The sequence below is a fragment of the Aeromonas sp. 95A genome (assembly GCF_051919235.1).
Classification (GTDB): domain Bacteria; phylum Pseudomonadota; class Gammaproteobacteria; order Enterobacterales; family Aeromonadaceae; genus Aeromonas; species Aeromonas veronii.
In genome coordinates this window covers 2,960,931-2,982,500 of sequence record NZ_JBQBFC010000001.1, presented here as the reverse complement: position 1 = coordinate 2,982,500, position 21,570 = coordinate 2,960,931, and the positions used below count along the sequence as shown (strand labels likewise).

Genomic DNA, 21,570 nt, shown 5'->3' with positions numbered 1-21,570 from the left:
AGTATCAGCAGCGCACCCTCAAGGTGCGTGAAGCAAATGACAAACGTGATAAAGAGGAAAGAGAAGGTAGCGAAGCTGACGCCTAACCGCTCGTCAGTACTTCACCTCTTCCAGTGATGACAGCCCCCATGCTTGCAAGGGGGCTGTCAGTTTTTGGGCCTCCCCATCCAGCCGGGTACAGTAAGCCCTGGCAATCACCTCTTCTATATGTACAGGCTGCACGGCGGCATGCCCGCCATTGTTCAGCAACCAGGCCACCCGTTTGGCAACAGCACTGCCTGAGTCAATAAGCATGCATTGCGGCATCAGTTGCCCAATCTCTTCATTGAGTAGCGGGAAGTGAGTGCAACCGAGCACCAGCGTATCCGGCTTCTCTTCCCCTTCCAGCCAGTCGGCCAATACCTCGCGCAGCAGCGCCATATTGACCGGCAGGCCCGACAGCTTGTGTTCGGCTTCTATAACCAGCTCGGTGGTGCCCTTGAGCAGCACCCGCTTGCCGGGAGCAAACTGGGCGATCAGTTCGTGGGTATAGTCGCGGCTGACGGTGCCTGGAGTGGCCAGCAGACCGATACAACCGTTGCTAGTCTGCGCAGCTGCGGGCTTGATGGCTGGCACCACCCCCACCACGGGAATATCCAGTGCCTCACGCAAGGCCGGCAGCGCTATGGTGCTGGCCGTGTTGCAGGCAATCACCACCAGATCGATATGATGACGGGCTACCATGGTGGTCACCAAGCGGGTGCAGGCAGCAATCAGGGCGGGCTCGCTCAATTCACCATAGGGGAAGTTGGCGTTGTCGAAGCAGTAGAAATAGTTGTGTGCCGGCAGAACGCGGCGGATCTCGCGGTAGATGGTCAGGCCACCCATACCGGAATCAAACACGAGAATATTGGCCACTTGAGCTCCCCTTTGGTGCAAGGCGGCGATCATACTCCCGCCTGCCGCCAATAGAAAAGGCCCTGCCAATGGCAGGGCCCCTGATTTTTCCGCTTGGCCGGGTCCGGCTTAGAGTGAGTAATCCATTGTCACGTAGTAAGCACGCTCATCGGCAGGATAACCCACCGCAGTCTGATACTCCTTATCCAGCAGGTTGTTGATCTTGCCAGATACCTTGAGCGCCGGAGTTACCTTGTAGCCAACAGCCAGATTCCACACGCTGTAGCCACCAAGTGTTGTGGTGTTGGCTACATCGCCATAGCGCTCACCCTGATAGATCCAGCTCAATGAACCATCAAACTGCTGCCACTGCGCCTGAGTCACCCACTTGGCCCCTTTGCGGGAGATCAGCTGCAACTGCTTGTCAGTCACCTTGTCTTTGGGATCCTTGTATTCGGCAGAGACCCGATGACTCAACCAGCCGGTATCAAACTCCCCTTCCAGCTCGATCCCTTCAATGCGCGCCTTGCCAACGTTCTGTGGTGTCCACATACCCTGACTGTTGGGCGCCCACTGGATCATCTGTTCGAAGTCGTTGCGATAACCGGTGGCTCGCCACTCCACGCCAGCGGTTTGACCATCCAGCATCAGCTCGCTGCTCTTCGACTCTTCCGGCTTCAGGTTGGGATTGCCAGAACCCGGATAGTAGAGATCGTTAAAGGTCGGGGCGCGGAAACCGGTGCCATAGCGGGCGCTCAGGCGGTAATCCTCGACAAAACGCCAGCCTGCGCCGGTTTGCCAGGTGTTGTGACGACCAAACTGCTCGTTGTCATCGCTACGGCCGCTCAGCTCGGCCTGCCAGGTCTGGTTGTCGAACTGGGCAAGGGCATAGAGGCCGGTATTGTCCCGCTCTTTGGCGTCGGCCGGATATGTGGCGCCGGAGGAGCGGGAGCGATCATCCAGTCGATCACTCTGCCAATCGGCCCCGCCTCCCAGCGTCCAGCTCTCGTTCAATTTCAAGCTGTTGACCCAGTTCAGGCTGTACTGGCGGGTGTAGGTCCGGTTATTGGCCTGATCGCGGCCACTGTTGTCCTGATAGTCGTACGCATCCTGTTTGGAGAAGGCGCCACGCAACTCACTCAGATAGCGATCATCGTGATAGCGCGACCCCAGCTGATAGCTCTGGTTTTCAATCCAGGTCTCGTTGCGCTGATGAGTGGCAGGCCCCCAGGCGGAAGCCGCAGAAGAGCGGTCGTACTGGGCGACATTGCGGAACCAGCGGGTTGTACCGAACAGATCCCAATTGCTGCCGAGCGCCTGCTGGTAGTCCAGCATGGCGTTGTAGCCCTGATGCCCGTGACGATCACCATCGTTGATGCCGGGCAAGGGGTGTACGTTGTAACCCTCTTCATCATCAAAACCGCCAGCCACCTTGAGCTGACCCGCCTCACCTACTTGGCTGGCACTACTGAAAGCGGCCTGACGCTGTTGATGGGAACCAGCACCGATATTGAACTTGTGCTGATTTGTCCCCTTGTCGGGACGGGTAATGATGTTGATCACCCCGCCGATGGCGTCGGAGCCGTAGATGGTGGCACGTGGGCCACGAATGTATTCAATGCGCTCCACCTGATTGAGTGGCAGGTTATTCAGTTCGGTCATCCCGGCGGCCAGGGAGGCACTGCGCACCCCGTCCACCAGTACCAGTGTCTGGGAGGAGGTGCCACCACGCACCCGCAGCGAGCTGAGCTGGCCTCGGCCACCATTGCTGACCACTTCCACACCGGGCAGGGTCTTGACCACATCGGTCACGGTCTGGGCTTGCAGGCGATCGATCTCGTCCCGGGTCACCACATTGACCGGGGCAAGCACGCTGGAAGCAGGTTGGGCGACGCGGGTAGCGGTCACCACCATGGTGGGATTGACGGGAATGGTCAGCTGCTGGGCAAACGCCGCCGTCGGCAACAGGGCAGCCGCCAGAAATTTCTTCGACATGAGAGATCCTTAAGTTCGCGTAAGTATCTACTTCGTGGCCGGTTTCTCTCGGCCCGAAATACGAACTCTGGCAGGTCTTCGGGCTCGGGGGCTGATAGCCTACGGCGACGGCTTCCCGCCTGACGGCAGTGCCCTGATGTCGCTTCGTTCCCCCTTACCGCTGCGCGCCAGCTCCGGATTCTCACCGGATTCCCTATTAAGCATGATGCGCCAAAGCGGGAGGATTATAGGCAGAGCCAAGCTGGATGTATAGCCATCCAGATTTCTATTTATTGCCAGCCAGCGCCGCCAGCCGCCGCTGGGCCCCCTCCATCACCGCCTGCACCCCGGGATGGGAGAGATGGCGCCCTGCCGAGACCAGATAGTAAGAGAGTGTAACGTCGGTGAGGGTCGCAATCCGCTCCACTCCGTAGAGGCGACCAATTTCATCAGCCATCGCCAGCGGCGCCGGGAAGATCCCCATCCCCGCCTTGCCGAACGACTTCATCAGGGTGGAGTCATCAAACTGCCCCACCAGATGGGGATGAATACCCTGCTGGCGATACCAGGCCAGCAGCCGATCGTGAGTAGCCGACTTCTCTCCGGGGATAAGCAACGGCAACCCCTCCAGCGAGGCGGGAAAGCCATCCCGCGCCCGCGCCGCCAGCTCCGGGCTGGCAAAAAGTGCCAGCGGGCTGCGCCCCAGCTCGTGGTTGTAGCCACGTACACCACTGTCGGGAGGAAGCGGGCGATCGATCAGCACCATATCCAGCTTGTGACGGGCCAGCTCGCTGAACAGCTGCTCGGCCCGCTCCTCATGACACACCAGCCGCAGCGGGGTCGCCAGCGCCATGGCGGGGGCCAGCAGCTCGAACGCCAAGGTGCGGGGTACCGAATCGGCGATCCCCACCTGCATGGTCAGCTCCTGGCTGGCGTGGCGCAGGGTGTGCTCCAGCTCGGCGCCGAGCGAGAAAATGGCCCCCGCCTGCTCCTGCGCCTGCCGACCCGCAGCAGTCAGCACCAGACGCCGCCCCACTCGGTTGAACAGCGCCACCCCGAGGGACTGCTCCAGCTCTGCAACCTGACCGCTGATGGTCTGCGGCGTGAGATGCAGCTGTTCGGCGGCATGCGTCACGCTGCCACTGCGCGCCACATGCCAGAAGTAGTAGAGCTGTTTGTAGTTGAGCATGCCGTTCCCTATCAGTTTTTACCGAACAACCATCAGCGAGAATCTGATTTTATCGAAACATTGCGGGCTCTAGCATGCAACCATTATCTGAACTGCCCTGCGAACCATCATGCTGGACGTTGTTGTACTCTTCTTTCTGTTTGGTCTGCTGGCCGGTCTGGTGCGCTCCGAGCTCAAGCTGCCGCCCGCCCTCTACGACACCCTCTCCCTCTTTCTGCTGCTGGCCATCGGCCTCAAGGGCGGCGTCGGTCTGGCACAGCAATCCCTGCAACCCCTGCTGCCGCAACTTGCGCTGGTGATCCTGCTCGGCGTGGTGCAGACCCTGCTCGGCTTTGCTGTGCTGCGCCTCAAGATGAACCGGGTGGATGCCGCCGCCACCGCCGCCCACTACGGCTCGGTCAGCGTCGCCACCTTTGCGGTCGGGGTTAACTGGCTCACCGAGCGAGGCATCAGCTTTGAATCCCAGCTCTCCATCTTCCTCGCGGTGATGGAGATCCCCGCCATTCTGGTGGGCATAGTGCTGGCCCGCGGCATCAGTCGCGAGACTCGCTGGCGCATGCTGGCCCACGAGACCTTCCTCGGCAAAGGGGTAACCCTGCTGCTCGGCGGCATGGCCATCGGCTATCTGGCCGGACCGGATGGGATTGCCCCGCTCAAACCGCTGTTTGTCGACCTGTTCAAGGGAGCGCTGGCGCTGTTCCTGCTGGAGATGGGCCTGATCGTCGCCCGCCAGTGTCAGGATCTGCGCCGCCACGGCCTGTTCCTGCTCGGCTTCGCCCTGTTGATGCCGCTCGCTTCAGCGGGACTGGGGCTGGCAGCTGGCCAGCTGATGGGGCTATCTCTCGGCGGCCTGACCCTGCTGGCTACCCTGGCGGCCAGCGCCTCCTATATTGCCGTGCCGGCCACCATGCGCATCGCCGTGCCTCAGGCCAACCCGGGGCTATCCCTCAGCGCAGTGCTGGGGGTCACCTTCCCGTTCAACATCATGCTGGGGATCCCGCTCTACCACAGCTGGGCCCGCCACTTCACGGAGTAGCCACATGCAGACCGAGACCCGCACCCTGCTGACCGTCATCACGGAAGCCAATCTGGAGCCGACCCTGCTGCGCACCCTCACCCGCGAGGGGTTGCGCGGCTACACCATCACAGATGCCCGCGGTCGTGGCGATCATGGTGAGCGCAACGCCAGCTGGAGCGAGAGCGGCAACATCCGGCTGGAAGCGATCTGCAGCCGGGAGCAGGCGGAGCGGCTGCTGGCCCACCTGCAGAGTCGCTACTACCCCGATTACGCCATGATCGCCTTTCTGCAACCGGTCGAAATCGTGCGACCCGAGAAATTCTGAGCCGGCTTGCCGGCTCTTTTTGCCCACCAAAAGCAAACGTTTAACAGCAAGGAACCAGAAAAGATGAACACCCCTCCGCTGATCGGCCTGGTAATGGGCTCCGACTCCGACTGGCCCGTGCTGCAGGCTGCCGCCCGCATCCTCAAGGAGCACGGCGTGCCCTACGAGGCACAGGTAGTCTCGGCCCATCGCACCCCGGATCTGCTGTTCGAGTATGCCGCCACAGCCCGCGAGCGCGGCCTGCGCGCCATCATCGCCGGGGCCGGTGGCGCCGCCCACCTGCCGGGCATGGTCGCCGCCAAAACCACCCTACCGGTGCTGGGGGTGCCCATCCCCTCCCGTCATCTCAAGGGGATGGACTCCCTGCTCTCCATCGTGCAGATGCCCAAGGGGGTGCCGGTCGCCACCTTCGCCATCGGCGAGGCGGGGGCTGCCAACGCCGCCCTGTTCGCGGTCTCCCTGCTCTCCGTTGCACAAGACGACGACGCCCCCCGCTACCGGCAGCAGCTCGACGACTTCCGCACCCACGAGCGAGATCGGGTGCTGGCGCTGCAACTGGAGGAGCCGACATGATAGTGCCCCCCGCCACCCTCGGCATGCTCGGTGGCGGCCAGCTTGGCCGCTACTTCGTGATGGCCGCCCATCGGCTCGGCTATAAGGTGGTGGTGCTTGATCCCGACCCCGCCAGCATCGCCGGTGCCGCCGCCGATCACCATATTGTCGCCCCCTATGACGACCCGACCGCCCTGCACGAGCTGGCCAGCCGCTGCGAGGCCATCAGCTGCGAATTCGAAAATGTGCCCGCCACCACCCTCGCCCTGCTCGAAAAACAAAAGCCGGTACGCCCGGGCGCCAGCGCGGTGCGCATCTGTCAGGATCGCCGCGAGGAGAAAGCCTTTCTGCGCGGAGCCAACATCCGGGTCGCCCCCTATCTGGCGCTACTGCCGGAAGAGCCTATCCCCGCACAGGCCAGCGAACTCTTCCCTGCCATCCTCAAGACGGCCCGCGAGGGGTACGACGGCAAGGGGCAGTGGCAGGTGAGCGATCTGGATGAGCTGGCGACGGCGCTGGCAGCCAGTGGCGTGCCCTGCGTGCTGGAACAACGGCTGGCGCTGGAGGGGGAGTTTGCCCTGACCCTGGCCCGCAGTCCGAATGGTGCCATCAGCGCCCTGCCACTGGTGCAGAACTGGCACAGCGGCGGCATCCTCGATCAGACTCGCTCCCCTGCCAACGTGCCAACGCTGGAGAGCGAAGCCAAAGGAATCGCTGAGCGACTGATCGCGGCCCTCGACTACGTGGGGGTGCTGACGGTGGAGTTCTTTCTGGTGGAGGGGAGGCTATTGGTCAACGAGCTGGCGCCCCGCCCCCACAACTCGGGTCACCCCAGCCTCGACAACGCCGCATGCAGCCAGTTCGAGTTGCAGGTGCGCGCCCTGTGCGATCTGCCGCTGCCAGAGCAGATCGCCGTGCGCCCCGCCCTGTTAATCAATCTGCTGGGGGATCTCTGGCAAAACGGCACGCCCGACTGGGCTGCCCTGCTGGCGCTGCCCGGCCTGCATCTGCACCTCTACGGCAAGGGCGAACCCCGCCCCGGCCGCAAGATGGGCCATATCACGGTAACCGGTGACGACTGGCCAATGGTGGAAGAGAGCTGCCGTCAGGCCCGCCAGCTGCTGGGGCTAGCGCCACGCTGATCGAGCATCGGAAATGCAAAGACCCGGGCATGGCCCGGGTCTCTGTTTTTGCTTGCTGTGGCAGGGAGGCTTGTCAGGCCCGCTCCACCGCTACCGGTGCCGGCAGGCGGATGGTGAGGGAGAGCGCCAGCGCCACCACCAGCAACACCAGGATCAGGTGGAAGGTCGCCATAAAGCCGCCAAACAGGGAGGCCACGATGGAGCCGATGATGCTGCCCAGACCAAAGCCCAGATAAATGACACCGTAGTTCTTGGTCAGGTTGTTGAGACCGAAGAAGTCGCTCACCAGCGAGGGGTAGACGGTGATGGTGCCGCCGAAGCTGAACGCCACACAGGCGACCGCCACAAAGAACAGGTTGGCATTGAGCGGTACAAACAGCAGCAGCGCCATGCCCGCCAGGGTAATCAGCTGGGCGATGGTGATGACCCGGATGCGGGACATCTTGTCGGAGAGGATCCCCAGCACCAGACGGCCACCCAGGTTGGCCATGGCAATGATGGCGACGGCATTGGCGGCGACTACAGCAGGCAGACCCACCATCTTCTCGCCGATATCCTTGGCCACACCGATGACGTAGAGGCCGCTCATGCAGGCGGTGAGGAACATCAGCGCCAGCATCCAGTACTGCGGCTTGCGCATCGCCTCGGCCAGAGTGAAGTCACGACTCTCGCTCTGCTGCACGGAAGCGGCCTGCTTGGGCGCATCCTTCATCAGCATGCCGCCCACCAGCACCATGGACATCGCAATCAAGCCCCACAGCTGGAAGGTGGTCTCAAGACCGGAGCTGGAGAGCAGCAGCAGGTTGATATATTTGAAACCGAGACTGCCGAGACCATAGGCACCGATGGAACAGGCGGAGATCAGCCCCTTGCGCTCCGGGAACCACTTCACGCAGTTGGAGAGGGTCATCAGGTAGCCTGTACCGTCGGCAAAACCGACCAGAATGCCGGCGCAGAGGTAGAGCATCGCCAGATTGCTGGCATGGGCGGTGAGGAAGAAGCCGATGCCGAGCAGCACGCCAGCACCCAGGGTGACGTTACGCACCCCGAACCGCTCCTGCAGCTTGCCCGCCATGGAGGAGGCGACCGCCAGGGAGAGGCTGAGCAGACCGAAGGCAAAGGCGACCTGACTCACCGGCTCGTCCAGCTTGTCGGAGAGCTGGGCGTTGAACAGGCTCCAGGTATAGACAGAACCCAGTGCAAACTGGGTGATGATGGTACCGATCAGTGTCAGGTACCGGGTGCGGTTCAGATCGATGGTCATGATGCGTCTCGGTCGATGGCCTTAAGGAAATTGAGGCCACTATAGGCAAGACGCAGCTCGCGCCGATCGATTAAGGCATGAAATGCAGATCGGCGGGAATGAATGACAATCAGAGCCGCATCAGCTGACGGAACGCCTTGATATTGCTGCGACTGACCGGCACTTCGAACGGCAGATCATGGAGCCGGATGAGATAGGTGCTGTTAAACCAGGGGACGATTTCGCGGATCTTGTTGATGTTGACGCAGTAGGAGCGGTGGCAACGGAAGAACCCCTCGGCAGGCAACCGGCTGACAAACTCGCTGATGGTCATGGTCATCACGTAGCGGTCATCACGGGTGTAGACATAGGTAAGCTTCTCGTCGGCTTCCGCGTAGTAGATCTGCTCGCAGGGGGTGACGATGATGCGCTCCCCCTTCACCAGATTGACGGTGCGATTGTGCGGGCTGCTCCCCTCACCGCTCGCCTCCCCCGTGGAGGCTGGCTGCGACTTGCCCGCATGCTCGAGCTTTTGCAGCAGATTGATGATGCGGGGCTCGTTGTAGGGCTTGAGGATGTAGTCGAACGCCTCCAGCTCGAACGCCTCCACCGCAAACTCCTTGTAGGCGGTGACGAAGACGATGTGGGGCGGGTGACTCGACTTGTGCAGGTTCTTGGCCAGCAGCAGGCCATCGATGGAGGGGATCTGGATATCCAGAAACACCACGTCCACCTCGTGATCCTGCAGGTATTTGAACGCCTCCAGCCCATCCTCAAAGCTCGCCACTATCTCGATCTGGCTGTGCTGATTCACCAGATAGATCAACTCCTCGCGAGCCAGATACTCGTCTTCCACTATGATCGCTTTCAGCATGACAACACCTCTCGCGGCACACACTTATCCTCAACCATGATGGCACTCAGCATGGCATCGACTCCTGATCCGGCAGATAGAAACTCACTTCGGTACCCGGCTCCAGCCGCTTGAGGTGCAGGCCGTCGCCATAGAGCAGCTTGACCCGCTGATGCACGTTCATCAGGCCGATGCTGCGGCTCTCCACCCGACCGGCGGCCACCCCGTCGATCACCGCCTGACTGATGCCGTAACCGGTGTCCCGCACCGATACCCGGATGCCACCCGCCAGCTGTTTCACCTCGATGGTGACCCGACCCGGCGCGCTGCGGGGCTGGATGCCGTGCAGGATGGCGTTTTCCACCAGCGGCTGCAACAGCAGGCTCGGCACCTGAATGTGCACATCGTCCACCTCGAACACCACCTCCAGCTTGTCGCCGAAGCGGGCCTGCTCGATGGCAACGTAGTCGCGCACCTGCTGCAGCTCCTCCTGAATGTCGATGAGTTCATCCCCCTTGTTGAGGTTGTAGCGCAGGTAATCCGCCAGATTGGCGATGAGCTGGCGCGCCTGCTGGGGGCGAATGCGGATCAAGGATGAGATGGCGTTGAGGGCGTTGAACAGGAAGTGCGGATTGATCTTGCTCTGCAGGGCGGTGAACTCCGCCTTGCGGGTCATCTCCTTGAGTTGCTCGATGCGCGACACCTCCATCTGGGTGGAGATGAGCTGGGAGAGGCCCACCGCCATCTCCCGCAGGGAGCTGGTGATGCTGTGGGTGCGACGGTAGTAGATCTTGAGGGTGCCGCTCACCGAGCCGTTCTCCCGCAGCGGAATAATGATGACCGAGTGGAAATCGGAGAGGTGATACTGGCGCAGATCGTTGTTGATGATGATCTGGTCGAGCAGCACCGCCTGCTGGGTCATGCCGCTGATGGCGTGGTGCTCATCCAGCTCGTAATAGTCCTTGCCCACCCCGACATAGGCCAGCACGTCATGGGTATCTGTGATGGCCACCGCATCGGCGCTGATGTCCCGCCGGATCACATCGCACACCTGACTGAGGGAGTGGCGATCGATGTTCTGGAAGAAAGGCAGCGTCTTGTTGGCGATATCGAGCGCCAGCTTGGCCTGCTTGGCGGCAATCAGCTCCTTCTCGTCATCCAGATCCTGCACCAGCTTGATGATGAGGCCGATGCAGAGTGCCCCGGCGATCATCGGATAGGCGATGTGGTTAACGATCTCCACCCCGACTTCGTGGGGCTCGGTCAGCAGCCAGATCAGCAGCATGGTGAGCCCTTCACAGAGCATTCCCGCCAGAATGCCGTAGAGCCAGAGCCGCGACTTTCGACAGCGTAGGTGCAGCCAGGTGGCGAGCAGACCGGCGATAATACTGGCGATAAGGCAAGGGATGGAGGTGTGACCATCCATATCGATGAGATAGCGGTGCAGACCGGAGATGACCCCGGCCGGAATGCCGACCCAGGGGCCAAACAAAATGCCGCCGGAGATGATGGCGATGATCCGCACGTTGATCAGCGCCCCCTCCACCGGAATGCCGGTGTAGGTACTGAACACCGCAAACAGGCCGAAGATGGAGGCCACCAGCACCAGCTCTGCCGGGGTGTGATCCCGCTTCTGGAACAGCCGCTGGAACGGCCGGGTGCGGGTCAGGAAGAAGAGGGTCATCAGCATCAGCGCCGCCCGTTCGAACACCGCCAACAACATCATCTGATTCTCAAGCATCTGCGCCCCCTTGCGGCAACCCGACCGATCACCATAACCCTGACCAATAAATCGGGGCCGGATAAACCAGCCCCTGTGACATCAACAGTACTGACCGGCCACCCAGCCGGAAGACCAGGCCCACTGGAAGTTGTAGCCACCGAGCCAGCCGGTCACGTCCACCACTTCGCCGATGAAGTAGAGACCCGCCACCTTGCGGGCCTCCATGGTCTTGGAGGAGAGCTCGTTGGTATCGACGCCACCTAGGGTCACTTCTGCGGTGCGATACCCCTCGGTGCCGTTGGGCAGGATCTGCCAGTCACCCAGCAGGTTGGCCACCGCCTCCAGCTCCCGCTCGTTGTACTGGCGCATCGGCTTGCTGACCAGCTGACCCAACTCCACCAGCTTGTCGACGAAGCGCTTGGGCAGCTCGCGCCCCAGCACGGTTTTCAACTCCTGCGCAGGGTGAGCCTGCGCCCACTCGCGCAGGGCGGCCGGAATATCCAGCTCCGGCAGCAGGTTGATGTGGATCTTCTCGCCGGCATGCCAGTAGGAGGAGATCTGCAAGATGACGGGGCCGGAGAGGCCGCGATGGGTGAACAGCATCGCCTCCTTGAAGCGGGTGCCATCCTCGGCGGTCACCGCTACCGGCAGGCTGATGCCAGCCAGATCGGCGAAGGCCTCTTTTTCCGCCTGATGGAGGGTAAAGGGCACCAGACCGGCGCGGGTCGGCAGCACCTTGAGACCGAACTGCTCCGCCAGTTTGAAGCCGTAAGGGGTCGCGCCCAGTTTGGGCATGGAGAGACCGCCGGTCGCCACCACCAGCGATTGGCAGCCGATCTCACCCTTGCTGGTCGTCAACACAAACCCTTCGTCCTGCTTGCTGACAGTGAGGATCTCGGTCTGGAACTGCAGGGTCACCCCGGCCCAGTCGCACTCGGTGAGCAGCACATCGACGATATCCTTGGCACTCTCGAGACAGAACAGCTGCCCCAAAGTGCGCTCGTGATAGTTGACCCCGTGGCGGTCCACCAGATCGATAAAGTCCTGCTGGGTGTAGCGGGCCAGCGCCGACTTGCTGAAGTGGGGATTCTCCGACAGGTAGGCGTGAGCACCCGCCTGATGGTTGGTGAAGTTACAGCGACCACCGCCACTGATGAGGATCTTGCGGCCCGGCTTCTTGGCGTTGTCGAGCACCAGCACGGAGCGGCCACGGTAGCCCGCCTGCGCTGCACACATCAATCCGGCCGCACCGGCCCCGATCACCACCACATCGACCTGCTTCATCATCACTCACTTATCAAAATAGAAACGGCACCTGGCCAGAACCGTGATTGCCTCTGGCGGAACACAACCATAGTGGTTGCCCACCAGAATAAACAACGGCCCTTAAAAGGGCCGTTATTGTACTGGCTGAACACTAAGTGTCCACGACTATCAGGCGTTGCTGTCCATGATGCTTGCCGGGGCGCCCTTGGCCAGTTCGGCCAGCTCCTTGTCGATGAAGTAGAGGCCTTTGCCATCTTCACCCACCAGACCCAGACGGTCGACGATGCTCTTGAACAGCTTCTCCTCTTCATGCTGCTCGGCCACATACCACTGCAGGAAGTTGAAGGTGGAGTAGTCCTGGGTGGTGAAGGCTACGTGGGCCAGACCATTGATGCACTTGGTGATGTGATACTCGTGCTCCAGGGTGGTACGGAACACGTCGCCCAGCGACTTGAACTCGTGGGGAGGGGCATCGATGGCACCCAGCTTGGGCATGGCGCCGGTCTCGCTCACGTAGGTGAACAGACGCTCCATGTGCTGGCGCTCCTCGACCGCGTGCTGGCGCAGGAAGGTCGCCGCCCCTTCAAAGCCCTTGTCTTCGCACCAGGCGCTCATCTGCAGATAGAGATTGGAGGAGTAGAACTCCAGGTTAATCTGCTCGTTCAACTTCTCGATCATGGCTTGGGCCAGCATCTTGTTTCTCCTCAGTGATTTGGTATCGATTGTCGCCACACTCCCGCCGCGAATCAACCCGCCAACGAGAGGGAGATCCCGTTTCTTTCAGCTCAGGGGGTCAGCTCGCCAAGGGAGGCGACATCCACCGGCGCAGCATAATCGACGCCCGGCAGCTCGAAGCCGTTGAGCTGCATAAAATCCTGCCGCAGCCCGGCAAAGTCCCCCAGCCCGTGGAAATTCTCCGGCGTCACCTTGGGCCAGAGCGCCGAAACGGCAGCCTGAATGGCCGGGTCGAGCTCGTGGTCATCCATCCGGATCAGCCGGTTACCATCGGCCACCACCCCATTGGGCCCGTACATCTTGGCGGCGAACAGTCGCTGCATCTGCTCGATGCAGCCTTCGTGCACACCGCGCTCCTTCATTACCCCCATCAGCAGGCCCAGATAAACCGGCAACACCGGAATATAGGCGCTCGCCTTGGTTACCAGCGCCTTGCAGACTGACACCCAGGCATGGCCACCAATCTCGGCCAGCTGCAGGTTGATGGTCTCGGCGGTGGCGTGCAGATGCTCCTTGGCATAACCGATGGTGCCATCCCGATAGAGGGGATAGGTGGATTCCGGGCCAATATAGGAGTAAGCGACGGTTTGCGCACCGGGGGCAAGACAATCGGTCTGCTGCAACGCCTGCATCCAGAGCTGCCAATCCTCGCCCCCCATCACGGTGACGGTATCGCGGATCTCCTCCGGCGTGGCAGGCGCCAGCGACTGCTGCACCAGGGTATCGCGCTCCAGATCCAGCCCCCAGCCGCTAAATGGCTGGCCGGTGGTCTTGAGCACCGAGCGCACTTGCGTGCCATCGGGCAGCACCCGGATGCCGCTTGCGAGCGAATAGATCACCAGATCCACCTGCCCCAGCTGCTGGCGGATGGTGTCGATGGCCTGCTGGCGCATGCCGTCGGAGAAGGCATCACCGATCAGGTTGATGGCGATACGCCCCTCCTGCTCCGCCTCCTTGCGAAACCAGATGTTGTTGTACCAACCGGCGCTGCCCAATCCTTTGTCGGAAGGGCCGCGCTCGAAGGAGATGCCGATGGTGTCGGCACCAGCCCCGAAGGCGAGTGCAATGCGCGACGCCAGTCCAAACCCGGAGGAGGCACCCAGCACCAGCACCCGCTTGGGGCCGTTGAACGGGCCAGCGGCCTTGATACATTCGATCTGCTGCTGCACTGCGGCGCGACAGCCGATGGGATGACAGTTGCGGGCAACACAACCTTGAATCTGGGGATGAATGATCATGGGAAGGCCTCCAAAGAAACTGGCTACAGCATAACCAAATCGAAAGAGATTAACTTGATGCCGGATCGCTATCAGTCAGAAAAGCCGCGGGAATTGAGGCAGAAAAACAAAAGGGAGCACGTGGCTCCCCAAAGCGGTATTCAGATGCTTTTTGTTGTTTTGTGTTCATTGCGAAGCACGGGCCCATCCTATGCCTCTCCCCCCTGATCGGCAAGCCGGGGGGTGTGACCGGCGTCAAACTCTTGTTTAATTTATAGGCAAACAGTGGTTAATAACTGAGTGGCTGACCCTGTGTCACACGTCATTAAACTCATTTAAATCCCAAAACTGTGCCTGAGGCACCATTTTAGTTTCAGCAGAGATTGGTATAGTGGGCTGAAGGATCGGTAAGGAGAACCCCCATGAGTGGAACAACCTATTACAAGCATATTCTGGCCGCGATCGACCTCTCTGAAGACAACCGCAAGGTGATCGACAAGGCGGTGGACAGAGCCCGCTCCAACGGCGCCAAGCTGTCGGTTATCCATGTCGATGTGGACCTCAAGGATCTCTACACCGAGATGATCGATATCGATATCGACAACGTGCAGGATCAGGTGATCGCCGAAGCGAAAGAGAAGCTGGAGGCATTTCTGGCCTCGGTGGACTATCCCATCGAGAAGAAGCTGGTGATCTGCGGCGATCTGAGCGAGCGGGTCAATCAGGCGGTCAAGGAGTACGAGATCGACCTGCTGGTGTGCGGCCATCGCCAGAGCTTCTGGAGCCTGCTCACCTCCAGCGCCCGTCAGCTGATGAATACGGTGCCCTGCGATCTGCTGGTCGTCCCCTTGCAGAAGTAATGAAACCGGCGTAGTTTGATTTGCTATGAATATGACCGCATTCAATCACAACTACTGGTGGTGCTGCTCCTAAACAGGCGGCACCGCGTTTCTATTGTAAATTTCCCAAAGAAAACACCGTGACCGCCGAGAGGCGGTCAACTGTTTTTATCCCTTTGTCGCCTCCCGGCTCACCCAACTGGAGAGAGTGACATGCACAACCCCGTAATCCTTACTGGCGATCGTCCCACCGGCAAACTGCACATCGGCCACTATGTCGGCTCCCTGCGCCAGCGCGTCGAAGCCCAGCACCACTACCGTCAATTCGTGATGATCGCCGATCTGCAGGCGCTGACCGACAACGGCCACAACCCGGCCAAGGTGACCGACAACGTGCTGGAGGTGATGGCTGACTATCTGGCGGTCGGTCTCGACCCGGCCAAGACCACCTTCTGCCTGCAAAGCGCCCTGCCCGCCCTCGCCGAGCTCACCTGTTACTACCTCAATCTGGTCAGCGTCGCCCGGCTGGAGCGCAATCCCACCGTCAAGGCGGAGATCCAGCAGAAAGGGTTCGAACGCTCGCTGCCGGCCGGTTTTCTGGTCTATCCGGTGAGTCAGGCCGCCGATATCACCGCCTTTCGCGCCAGCCATGTGCCGGTCGGGGAAGATCAGCTGCCGATGCTGGAGCAAACCAACGAGATCGTCCGCCGCTTCAACTCTCTGGTAGGTAAAGAGGTGCTGACCGAGTGCCAACCGATCCTGAGCGACACCGGCCGACTACCCGGCATCGACGGCAAGGCCAAGATGTCCAAATCCCTCGGCAACACCATAGAGCTCGGCATGTCGGCGGAAGAGGTCAAACAGGCGGTGTTCGCCATGTATACCGACCCCAACCACCTCAAGGTGAGCGATCCGGGTCAGGTGGAGGGAAATACGGTGTTCGCCTATCTCGATGCTTTCCACCCCGACAAGGCGCTGGTCGCCGAGATGAAGGCCCACTACCGACGCGGTGGACTGGGGGACATGCGCTGCAAACAGGTGCTCAATGACTGCCTGCAAACCCTGCTCGCCCCGATGCGGGAGCGCCGTGCCGCAGCCATCGCCGACAAGAAGATGCTGCTGGAGCTGCTCTATCAGGGCACCGAGCAGGCCCGCATCATCACAGATGAGGTATTGGCGGAGGTGAAAAGCGCCATGGGGCTCGACTACTTCGCCAGCATCCGCTGAGCGGGAGTCCCGAGTGCATCGTCGCCGTAGAGGTCGAACACCAGCTGGTGCAGCAGGCTCTTGAACCAGCCGATCGCCTCGTCATGGGCGGTCAGCGGGTGCCCCGCCATCAGGTAGACGATGGGGATGGCGGGGTCGAGCTGGTGCATCCGCAGCGGGTAGTAGCGGCAAAAGTGGCGCCCGATCATCTCGGGCACCACCACCAGATAGCGACCGGTCGCCATCAGCGGCGGCACCGCCATAAAGCTCGGCAACCGCACGCCCAACTCCCGCTCCACCCCGAAGCGAGCCAGCCAGAGCTCCACCATCGCCTGACTGTGACCCCAGCTGGAGGTGTGGATGTGGGGACGGCTCACCAACTCGACCGGAGTCAGCACATCGGGCAATTCGCTGCCAAGCGGCGACAGGCAGACCAGCGGGTTGTTGAACCACTCCTCCCGCCATAAGCGGGGTGAGAGATGATTCGCCCCGGCGAAACCGATCACCAGATCCAGCTCCCCCTTCTCAAGCTCCCGCTCGTAGTCGCTGTCCGCCAGCTCGCACACCTCAAGCCGACAGTGAGGGGCCTGCCGATGGAGCCTCTCCACCAGCACCGGCACCAGCCCGTGCTCCACCGAGCCCGGGGTGGCGATACGGAAAATCCGCCGTGCGGTAGCGGGATCAAACCCCTTGGCCTGCCGCAATCCCTGCTCCAGCATCGCCAGCGCCTGCCGCACCGGACCGGCCAGCGCCTTGGCTCGCTCGGTCGGCATCATCTCGCGCCGACTCATCACGAACAGCGGATCATCCAGCGCCACTCGCAGCCGCCCCAAGGCGTGACTGACGGTGGATTGGGAGAGATGCAGCCGTTCGGCGGCACGGGTGACATTGCGCTCCTGCATCAGCATGTCGAATACGGCGAGCAGGTTGAGGTCGAGACGGGCGAGCGAGCTATCCATCGATATTAGCCATAGTTAAATGCCAACAATTCATTTTTACCATAGTAACAGATTGCCTAGAATGCGCTGGCTTAATACATCGGAGATTCAAATGCGTAGCTATCTGTTATTGCTGGCCATTGGCCTGCTGTGGGGTTCCCAATTCATTTTCATGCACCAGGCCGTTGCCGAGTTGCCCCCCATTCTGGTGGCTGCCGGTCGTGCCCTGTGCGGCAGCCTGACCCTGGGTCTGCTCTGCCTGTTCATGCGGCTCAAGAGTGAGCACACCCCGTGGCGCACCTATATGCTGATCGCCCTGCTGGATGCCACCATCCCCTTCATCATGGTCGCCTGGGGCCAACAATATGTGGATAGCGCCATCGCCGCCGTAGTCATGGGTTGTATCCCGTTTGTGACCATTCTGGCTGCACCGCTGTTTATTTCTGGTGAAAGAATAACCAAAACCGGACTGCTTTCCGTGATCATCGGCTTTGCCGGTGTACTCACCCTGTTCTGGCCGAAACTCTCCCAGGGCATGAACGCCGGTCTGCTCGGTGCCATGGCCATCCTGCTGGGTGCCAGCTGCTTCGCCATCGGCCTGCTGATGATCAAGCGCTTCGCCAAGGACCATCCGGTCGTGGTCGCCCGCAATATCCTGATCTCCTCGGCAATCCAGTTGCTGCTGGTCGCCCCCTTCATGGTTGATCTCGGCAGCCTGACCCTGCCGAGCACCCAGGCCCTGAGCGCGATCACCGTGCTGGGTACCCTCTGTACCGGTCTGGTCTACTTCCTCTACATGGCGCTGATCCAGAAGGCCGGCCCGACGTTCGCCTCCTTCAGCAACTATCTGGTGCCGCTGTTCGGCGTGATGCTGGGTGCCCTGTTCCTCGGCGAGCAGATCCACCCCACTACCGGCGTGGCTCTGGCCCTGATCCTCGGCTCGGTCGCCATGAACCAGTGGGCGCAACAGCGTCGTATGCAGCGCGAGGTCTCCCTATGTCAGGCATCCTGACCACACTGTGCGGTGGTCTGGTACTGATTGCCAGCTGGCAGTATCGCCAGCGGCTGGCCGGGATCCTGGGCCTGCTGATGGTACTGCTGCCCTGGTTCTTCGATAGCAAGCTGCAAGCCATGCTGAGCTATGCCCTGAATGCCTGAAGTCCATCTCTGAATGTGTGACGAGAGTCTATCTCTCCTGTTTTTGGGACTGTTTTAAAAAACCTCCGATTTGTCCCCCGCTACCGGCGCTCTGCGCCGGTTTTTTTATACCTGCCAACCAGCGTCAGATCAGATAGCGATAGCTGAGTCGCTCGTTCTTGCGCGGCCCGATGATCTGCCAGCTCAGCAGAAAACCGCCGTCTATCTCGGTCAACTCGGCGCTGTAGTGATCCGCCCCGCACAGATGGGGTTCGGCGGTCAGCCAGCGGCCATCTCCTTGCGGCAGCAGCTCGAACAGTTCGACCGGCGCCTCATAACGCAAATGGGAGAGACGGATCCCCCGCTCGCTACGCTGCCACCAGAAGCGGTTGTGCATGGCGAGTTCCCTTCCATGCGGCGTGATGTAACGGCCCTGCTCGTTAAACAGCCAGCCTCCCTGATGATCGGTCACCTGCACACGCCCCTCGCCCCGACCATTCCAGTCGGTCGCCGACCCCTCGCCATTGCTGGCGGTAAAGGAAAATGCTCCGACCTGTGGCAATCGCGCCCATAAACGCTGGATTGCCGCTTCCATCTCGGCCATCATAGCCCCCCTTGAAATTGACAACTGACGATAAATCAAACACATGAACTACTTGATAGGGGTCACCCTGCTCTGGTCATTCTCCTTCAGCCTGATCGGGGTCTACCTCGCTGGTCAGGTCGATGCCTACTTCTCGGTGCTGACCCGCATCGCCCTCGCCAGTCTGGTGTTTCTGCCCTTCCTGCGCCGCCGCTGGCTGCGCCCCGATCTGGCGGCCAAGCTGATGGCGCTGGGCGCCATCCAGCTCGGCATCATGTATCTCTTCTACTACCACTCCTTCCTGCTGCTGACAGTGCCGGAAGTGCTGGTCTTTACCATCTTCACCCCCATCTACGTCACCCTGCTCCACGATCTGCTGGAGCGCCGCTTCAAGCCTGTTTATCTGTGGGGTGCCCTGCTGGCGGTGCTCGGGGCTGCCGTCATCCGCTTCGACGGCCTGACCGAAAGCTATGTGCTGGGATTTATGGTGGTGCAGGGTGCCAACCTCTGTTTCGCGCTCGGTCAGGTGGGCTACAAGGTACTGCTGGCACGGGAGGCGGAGCAACCGCCGCAACTGGCGGTGTTCGGCTGCTTCTATCTGGGAGCGCTGGTGATCGCATTGCCCGCCTGGTGGCTGCTGGGCAAGCCGCAATACCCAACGTCAGGGTTGCAGTGGGGCATTCTGCTCTGGCTGGGGGTGGGTGCCTCCGGCCTCGGCTACTTCCTCTGGAACAAGGGGGCGACGCTGGTCACCAGCGGAGTGCTGGCCATCATGAACAATGCGCTCATTCCGGCCGGCTTACTGATCAATCTGCTGCTCTGGGGCAAGGATACCGACCAGACCCGACTGACTATCGGCGGCCTGCTGATGCTGGCCTCGCTCTGGATCTGCCAGCGTGACAAGCGCGGCCAACCCTGACCACACTCAGCCGACGACGGTGTTGTGCTCCCGTCTGGCCTGACTGTGACAGCTGGCCAGCCGGGCCAGCAGGTGATCGAGCTGCTCGCCAGCCTGACTCTGCACCAGCCCGATGCTGACAGTGACCGGCCGCTGTGACAGCAGGCTGGCATCGGCAATCTCGAGGCGCAGCCGCTCGGCGATCTCCAGCGCACTCATCCGCTCGGTCTGGGAGAGCATCAGGATAAAACCGTCCTCATCCCAGCGGGCAAAGGGATCTTCCCGCCGCAGTTCGTGGCGTACGATACGCGCCAGCTTGGCCAGCATGGCGTCGCAAGCCGCTTCACCAAACAACTGCTGGATTTTGGCCATGTGATCGACCGAAAACTGCAGCAGACTGAAAGTGCCGCTCTCGGTCGCCAGCCGCTCTTCAAGCAGTTGCTCGAAACGGCCACGGCTCTCCAGTCCGGTCAGCGGATCGGTGCCATGTCGCTCCTCCACCAGCACGGCAGCGGGATCGAGGTGACGGACTACCCCCAGCAGATAACCCCGCTCATCACGACGCATCCGCTCTTCCAGCCGGATGTAGTGACCGTGATGATGCAGAATGCGGTATTCGAGGCGCAGACCGCTGCTGCGGCCGCTCTGGCAGGCGAGCAGGGCATCTTCCAGCCGGGCGACATCGTCGGGATGAACCCGATCCAGCCAGCCAAGATCATCCGGCCAGCTCTCTCCCAATCCCAACAGGCGCAGGCAGGAGGGATCACGCTGCAGTCCATGTTGGGCTGACCAGCTCCAGATCCCCGCCTCCAGCAGCGCCATGGCATCAGACAGCAGACCCGGATCAAGCCGGGCAGTCACATCGACCAAAGGTGTCTTGAGCATTTCCATGGGGCGCCTCGAAACAGGATCTGAATACCTGCTCAATAAGTAACATTGGCGTTCACGCCGAGCAACAGGGTCAGATCGCTTTTCCCTGATACCCGTTCATCAAGGTCTGCCAGTTCTCCGGTACGAAGTGGAAACTGGTATGCAGTTGAGACTCTTTATTGAATGAACGGAGCAAGCGTTCCAGATTGGCCTTCTGCCATTCGCCGGGGGAGCGGATCGCCCCCTTGTCAAAATCGATCACCCACACCTTGCCCTCTTTATCGAGCAGCAGGTTGTGGCTGTTGAGATCGGCGTGATAGACCCCGGCATCGTGCAACTGACGCACTGTCTGACCTATCTTGTGCCACACCTCGGTCGCCACAGGCCCCTGCTTGAGCAGTGCCACCATATCCTTGGCACCGCGAATTCGCTCAATCAGGATATCGGCACGATAGAATGGGCCCTGTTTGACCATGCGGGCACCAAACGGACGCGGCACCGGCAGCCCCAGCTCGCACAGCTTGGCCAGCAGGGTGTATTCGGCCATGGCACGGCTCGACTCGACCCCTTCGAACCAGAAGCGATCCCGCACCACCTTGCCCACCATGCCGCCGCGATAGTAGTGGCGCAGCACCAGATGGCGGGACTCATCCTTGACGAACCAGGTCACCCCCCGCCCGATGGAGGTTCCCACCACCTGACGGTTGTTCTGCCACCAGGCAGGATCGAATAACTGGGGAGAGGGGTCGCGAAAGGCCCCTTCGGCATACCAGCAGATCTGGTTGTGTTCGGTCTGTACTCGCATCGTGGAGATCCCGCTCGGTGGGTCATGGATCGCAATTTTTCAATTGGCGATGAGGCTGCCGCTCTGGCATGCCCGCAATAGTGGCCTTTAATCAACGACGTGCAGAGACAGGTCATGGCGCTGGGCCCGGCCTATCCTGGCTGACGATTGTGCGCAATTTTACAATCCAGAGGGGAGTTTG

Annotated in this window: 23 protein-coding genes and 1 riboswitch (1 of these 24 cut by a window edge); of the genes, 10 read left to right on the top strand and 13 right to left on the bottom strand. The window is 61.1% G+C overall.

Features of this window, described 5'->3' with window-relative positions:
* Positions 1-86: the 3' portion of an RNA recognition motif domain-containing protein gene (locus tag ACTG2U_RS13515; RefSeq protein WP_005342104.1), read on the top strand. It extends 406 nt beyond the left edge of the window; the window shows 86 of its 492 coding nt (coding positions 407-492); its start codon lies off the left edge, out of view; its stop codon occupies positions 84-86.
* A gap of 7 nt (positions 87-93) precedes the next feature.
* Here ACTG2U_RS13515 and murI read toward each other — a convergent pair whose 3' ends face one another.
* From murI to ACTG2U_RS13500, 3 genes are all read right to left on the bottom strand, one after another.
* Complete coding sequence (murI, locus tag ACTG2U_RS13510; protein WP_439974601.1) at positions 94-897, bottom strand: glutamate racemase; 804 nt, start codon at positions 895-897, stop codon at positions 94-96.
* 108 nt (positions 898-1,005) lie between these two features.
* Positions 1,006-2,871 carry a TonB-dependent receptor domain-containing protein gene (locus ACTG2U_RS13505; protein WP_439974600.1) on the bottom strand — a complete coding sequence of 622 codons (1,866 nt, stop codon included), beginning with the start codon at positions 2,869-2,871 and terminating at the stop codon, positions 1,006-1,008.
* A 52-nt stretch (positions 2,872-2,923) separates the two neighbouring features.
* Positions 2,924-3,101: riboswitch (cobalamin riboswitch) on the bottom strand.
* Positions 3,102-3,136: 35 nt separating this feature from the next.
* Positions 3,137-4,039: a LysR family transcriptional regulator gene (locus ACTG2U_RS13500; RefSeq protein WP_439974599.1), complete on the bottom strand. Its 903-nt coding sequence runs from the start codon at positions 4,037-4,039 to the stop codon at positions 3,137-3,139.
* A gap of 109 nt (positions 4,040-4,148) precedes the next feature.
* On the opposite strand from ACTG2U_RS13500, the gene ACTG2U_RS13495 reads away from it, so the two are divergent.
* The 4 genes from ACTG2U_RS13495 (at position 4,149) to ACTG2U_RS13480 (ending at position 7,076) form a co-directional block, all read left to right on the top strand.
* Entirely contained in the window at positions 4,149-5,075 is a 927-nt protein-coding gene (locus tag ACTG2U_RS13495; RefSeq protein WP_005342109.1) for a sodium-dependent bicarbonate transport family permease, read from the top strand.
* A 4-nt stretch (positions 5,076-5,079) separates the two neighbouring features.
* Positions 5,080-5,382: a P-II family nitrogen regulator gene (locus tag ACTG2U_RS13490; protein ID WP_005321666.1), complete on the top strand. Its 303-nt coding sequence runs from the start codon at positions 5,080-5,082 to the stop codon at positions 5,380-5,382.
* 63 nt (positions 5,383-5,445) lie between these two features.
* The gene (gene purE / locus ACTG2U_RS13485; RefSeq protein ID WP_335832887.1) at positions 5,446-5,955 is read left to right on the top strand and encodes a 5-(carboxyamino)imidazole ribonucleotide mutase; all 510 of its coding nucleotides are present in this window, start codon (positions 5,446-5,448) and stop codon (positions 5,953-5,955) included.
* A complete protein-coding gene (locus ACTG2U_RS13480) occupies positions 5,952-7,076 on the top strand; it encodes a 5-(carboxyamino)imidazole ribonucleotide synthase (protein ID WP_439974598.1) in 1,125 nt (374 codons plus the stop codon). The genes purE and ACTG2U_RS13480 overlap by 4 nt, the downstream gene beginning before the upstream one ends.
* 73 nt (positions 7,077-7,149) lie before the next feature.
* Here ACTG2U_RS13480 and ACTG2U_RS13475 read toward each other — a convergent pair whose 3' ends face one another.
* The 6 genes from ACTG2U_RS13475 to fabV all read right to left on the bottom strand — a co-directional run bounded on the left by ACTG2U_RS13475 (position 7,150) and on the right by fabV (position 14,134).
* Positions 7,150-8,340 (bottom strand): L-lactate MFS transporter, encoded by a 1,191-nt coding sequence (locus ACTG2U_RS13475; RefSeq protein ID WP_439974597.1) that lies wholly within the window; start codon positions 8,338-8,340, stop codon positions 7,150-7,152.
* A gap of 109 nt (positions 8,341-8,449) precedes the next feature.
* Positions 8,450-9,193, bottom strand: a complete 744-nt coding sequence (locus tag ACTG2U_RS13470) for a LytR/AlgR family response regulator transcription factor (RefSeq protein WP_019446256.1) — start codon at positions 9,191-9,193, stop codon at positions 8,450-8,452.
* Between the two features lie 46 nt (positions 9,194-9,239).
* Positions 9,240-10,913: a sensor histidine kinase gene (locus ACTG2U_RS13465; RefSeq protein WP_005339222.1), complete on the bottom strand. Its 1,674-nt coding sequence runs from the start codon at positions 10,911-10,913 to the stop codon at positions 9,240-9,242.
* An 81-nt stretch (positions 10,914-10,994) separates the two neighbouring features.
* A complete protein-coding gene (locus tag ACTG2U_RS13460; RefSeq protein WP_439974596.1) occupies positions 10,995-12,179 on the bottom strand; it encodes an NAD(P)/FAD-dependent oxidoreductase in 1,185 nt (394 codons plus the stop codon).
* A 150-nt stretch (positions 12,180-12,329) separates the two neighbouring features.
* Positions 12,330-12,854, bottom strand: a complete 525-nt coding sequence (gene ftnA, locus ACTG2U_RS13455; RefSeq protein ID WP_005339225.1) for a non-heme ferritin — start codon at positions 12,852-12,854, stop codon at positions 12,330-12,332.
* Between the two features lie 92 nt (positions 12,855-12,946).
* Positions 12,947-14,134 carry an enoyl-ACP reductase FabV gene (fabV, locus tag ACTG2U_RS13450; protein WP_439974595.1) on the bottom strand — a complete coding sequence of 396 codons (1,188 nt, stop codon included), beginning with the start codon at positions 14,132-14,134 and terminating at the stop codon, positions 12,947-12,949.
* 401 nt (positions 14,135-14,535) lie between these two features.
* On the opposite strand from fabV, the gene ACTG2U_RS13445 reads away from it, so the two are divergent.
* A complete protein-coding gene (locus ACTG2U_RS13445; RefSeq protein WP_005339229.1) occupies positions 14,536-14,973 on the top strand; it encodes a universal stress protein in 438 nt (145 codons plus the stop codon).
* Between the two features lie 192 nt (positions 14,974-15,165).
* Positions 15,166-16,179, top strand: a complete 1,014-nt coding sequence (gene trpS, locus ACTG2U_RS13440) for a tryptophan--tRNA ligase (protein WP_279486303.1) — start codon at positions 15,166-15,168, stop codon at positions 16,177-16,179.
* On the opposite strand, the gene ACTG2U_RS13435 is transcribed toward trpS, so the two are convergent.
* Positions 16,158-17,117 (bottom strand): LysR family transcriptional regulator, encoded by a 960-nt coding sequence (locus tag ACTG2U_RS13435; protein ID WP_005357110.1) that lies wholly within the window; start codon positions 17,115-17,117, stop codon positions 16,158-16,160. The two genes, trpS and ACTG2U_RS13435, sit on opposite strands and share 22 nt — an antisense overlap.
* A 91-nt stretch (positions 17,118-17,208) precedes the next feature.
* Here ACTG2U_RS13435 and ACTG2U_RS13430 point away from each other — a divergent pair, with 91 nt between their 5' ends.
* Together ACTG2U_RS13430 and ACTG2U_RS13425 are read left to right on the top strand one after the other, a co-directional pair.
* On the top strand, positions 17,209-18,108 hold the full coding sequence (locus tag ACTG2U_RS13430) for a DMT family transporter (protein WP_005357113.1): 900 nt from the start codon (positions 17,209-17,211) through the stop codon (positions 18,106-18,108).
* Positions 18,093-18,254 (top strand): hypothetical protein, encoded by a 162-nt coding sequence (locus ACTG2U_RS13425; protein WP_202004867.1) that lies wholly within the window; start codon positions 18,093-18,095, stop codon positions 18,252-18,254. Before ACTG2U_RS13430 ends, ACTG2U_RS13425 begins: the two co-directional genes overlap by 16 nt.
* A 124-nt stretch (positions 18,255-18,378) precedes the next feature.
* Here the strand turns inward: ACTG2U_RS13425 and ACTG2U_RS13420 are convergent, their stop codons facing one another.
* Complete coding sequence (locus ACTG2U_RS13420; protein WP_279486304.1) at positions 18,379-18,840, bottom strand: DUF6314 family protein; 462 nt, start codon at positions 18,838-18,840, stop codon at positions 18,379-18,381.
* 40 nt (positions 18,841-18,880) lie between these two features.
* Between ACTG2U_RS13420 and ACTG2U_RS13415 the strand changes: the two genes are divergently transcribed.
* Positions 18,881-19,735, top strand: a complete 855-nt coding sequence (locus tag ACTG2U_RS13415) for a carboxylate/amino acid/amine transporter (protein ID WP_439974593.1) — start codon at positions 18,881-18,883, stop codon at positions 19,733-19,735.
* A 6-nt stretch (positions 19,736-19,741) separates the two neighbouring features.
* On the opposite strand, the gene ACTG2U_RS13410 is transcribed toward ACTG2U_RS13415, so the two are convergent.
* Together ACTG2U_RS13410 and ACTG2U_RS13405 are read right to left on the bottom strand one after the other, a co-directional pair.
* Entirely contained in the window at positions 19,742-20,605 is an 864-nt protein-coding gene (locus ACTG2U_RS13410; RefSeq protein ID WP_064334991.1) for a GGDEF domain-containing protein, read from the bottom strand.
* 70 nt (positions 20,606-20,675) lie between these two features.
* Positions 20,676-21,389 (bottom strand): 3-deoxy-D-manno-octulosonic acid kinase, encoded by a 714-nt coding sequence (locus tag ACTG2U_RS13405; protein ID WP_005357122.1) that lies wholly within the window; start codon positions 21,387-21,389, stop codon positions 20,676-20,678.
* Positions 21,390-21,570: the final 181 nt, after the last annotated feature.

What these genes read in the sequence shown, in the direction of transcription:
- ACTG2U_RS13505 (WP_439974600.1), bottom strand. Translation starts at nt 2,871, where the DNA reads ATGTCGAAGAAATTTCTGGCGGCTGCCCTGTTGCCGACGGCGGCGTTT.
- ACTG2U_RS13500 (WP_439974599.1), bottom strand. Translation starts at nt 4,039, where the DNA reads ATGCTCAACTACAAACAGCTCTACTACTTCTGGCATGTGGCGCGCAGT.
- ACTG2U_RS13495 (WP_005342109.1), top strand. Translation starts at nt 4,149, where the DNA reads ATGCTGGACGTTGTTGTACTCTTCTTTCTGTTTGGTCTGCTGGCCGGT.
- ACTG2U_RS13490 (WP_005321666.1), top strand. Translation starts at nt 5,080, where the DNA reads ATGCAGACCGAGACCCGCACCCTGCTGACCGTCATCACGGAAGCCAAT.
- purE (WP_335832887.1), top strand. Translation starts at nt 5,446, where the DNA reads ATGAACACCCCTCCGCTGATCGGCCTGGTAATGGGCTCCGACTCCGAC.
- ACTG2U_RS13480 (WP_439974598.1), top strand. Translation starts at nt 5,952, where the DNA reads ATGATAGTGCCCCCCGCCACCCTCGGCATGCTCGGTGGCGGCCAGCTT.
- ACTG2U_RS13475 (WP_439974597.1), bottom strand. Translation starts at nt 8,340, where the DNA reads ATGACCATCGATCTGAACCGCACCCGGTACCTGACACTGATCGGTACC.
- ACTG2U_RS13470 (WP_019446256.1), bottom strand. Translation starts at nt 9,193, where the DNA reads ATGCTGAAAGCGATCATAGTGGAAGACGAGTATCTGGCTCGCGAGGAG.
- ACTG2U_RS13465 (WP_005339222.1), bottom strand. Translation starts at nt 10,913, where the DNA reads ATGCTTGAGAATCAGATGATGTTGTTGGCGGTGTTCGAACGGGCGGCG.
- ACTG2U_RS13460 (WP_439974596.1), bottom strand. Translation starts at nt 12,179, where the DNA reads ATGAAGCAGGTCGATGTGGTGGTGATCGGGGCCGGTGCGGCCGGATTG.
- ftnA (WP_005339225.1), bottom strand. Translation starts at nt 12,854, where the DNA reads ATGCTGGCCCAAGCCATGATCGAGAAGTTGAACGAGCAGATTAACCTG.
- fabV (WP_439974595.1), bottom strand. Translation starts at nt 14,134, where the DNA reads ATGATCATTCATCCCCAGATTCAAGGTTGTGTTGCCCGCAACTGTCAT.
- ACTG2U_RS13445 (WP_005339229.1), top strand. Translation starts at nt 14,536, where the DNA reads ATGAGTGGAACAACCTATTACAAGCATATTCTGGCCGCGATCGACCTC.
- trpS (WP_279486303.1), top strand. Translation starts at nt 15,166, where the DNA reads ATGCACAACCCCGTAATCCTTACTGGCGATCGTCCCACCGGCAAACTG.
- ACTG2U_RS13435 (WP_005357110.1), bottom strand. Translation starts at nt 17,117, where the DNA reads ATGGATAGCTCGCTCGCCCGTCTCGACCTCAACCTGCTCGCCGTATTC.
- ACTG2U_RS13430 (WP_005357113.1), top strand. Translation starts at nt 17,209, where the DNA reads ATGCGTAGCTATCTGTTATTGCTGGCCATTGGCCTGCTGTGGGGTTCC.
- ACTG2U_RS13425 (WP_202004867.1), top strand. Translation starts at nt 18,093, where the DNA reads ATGTCAGGCATCCTGACCACACTGTGCGGTGGTCTGGTACTGATTGCC.
- ACTG2U_RS13420 (WP_279486304.1), bottom strand. Translation starts at nt 18,840, where the DNA reads ATGATGGCCGAGATGGAAGCGGCAATCCAGCGTTTATGGGCGCGATTG.
- ACTG2U_RS13415 (WP_439974593.1), top strand. Translation starts at nt 18,881, where the DNA reads ATGAACTACTTGATAGGGGTCACCCTGCTCTGGTCATTCTCCTTCAGC.
- ACTG2U_RS13410 (WP_064334991.1), bottom strand. Translation starts at nt 20,605, where the DNA reads ATGGAAATGCTCAAGACACCTTTGGTCGATGTGACTGCCCGGCTTGAT.
- ACTG2U_RS13405 (WP_005357122.1), bottom strand. Translation starts at nt 21,389, where the DNA reads ATGCGAGTACAGACCGAACACAACCAGATCTGCTGGTATGCCGAAGGG.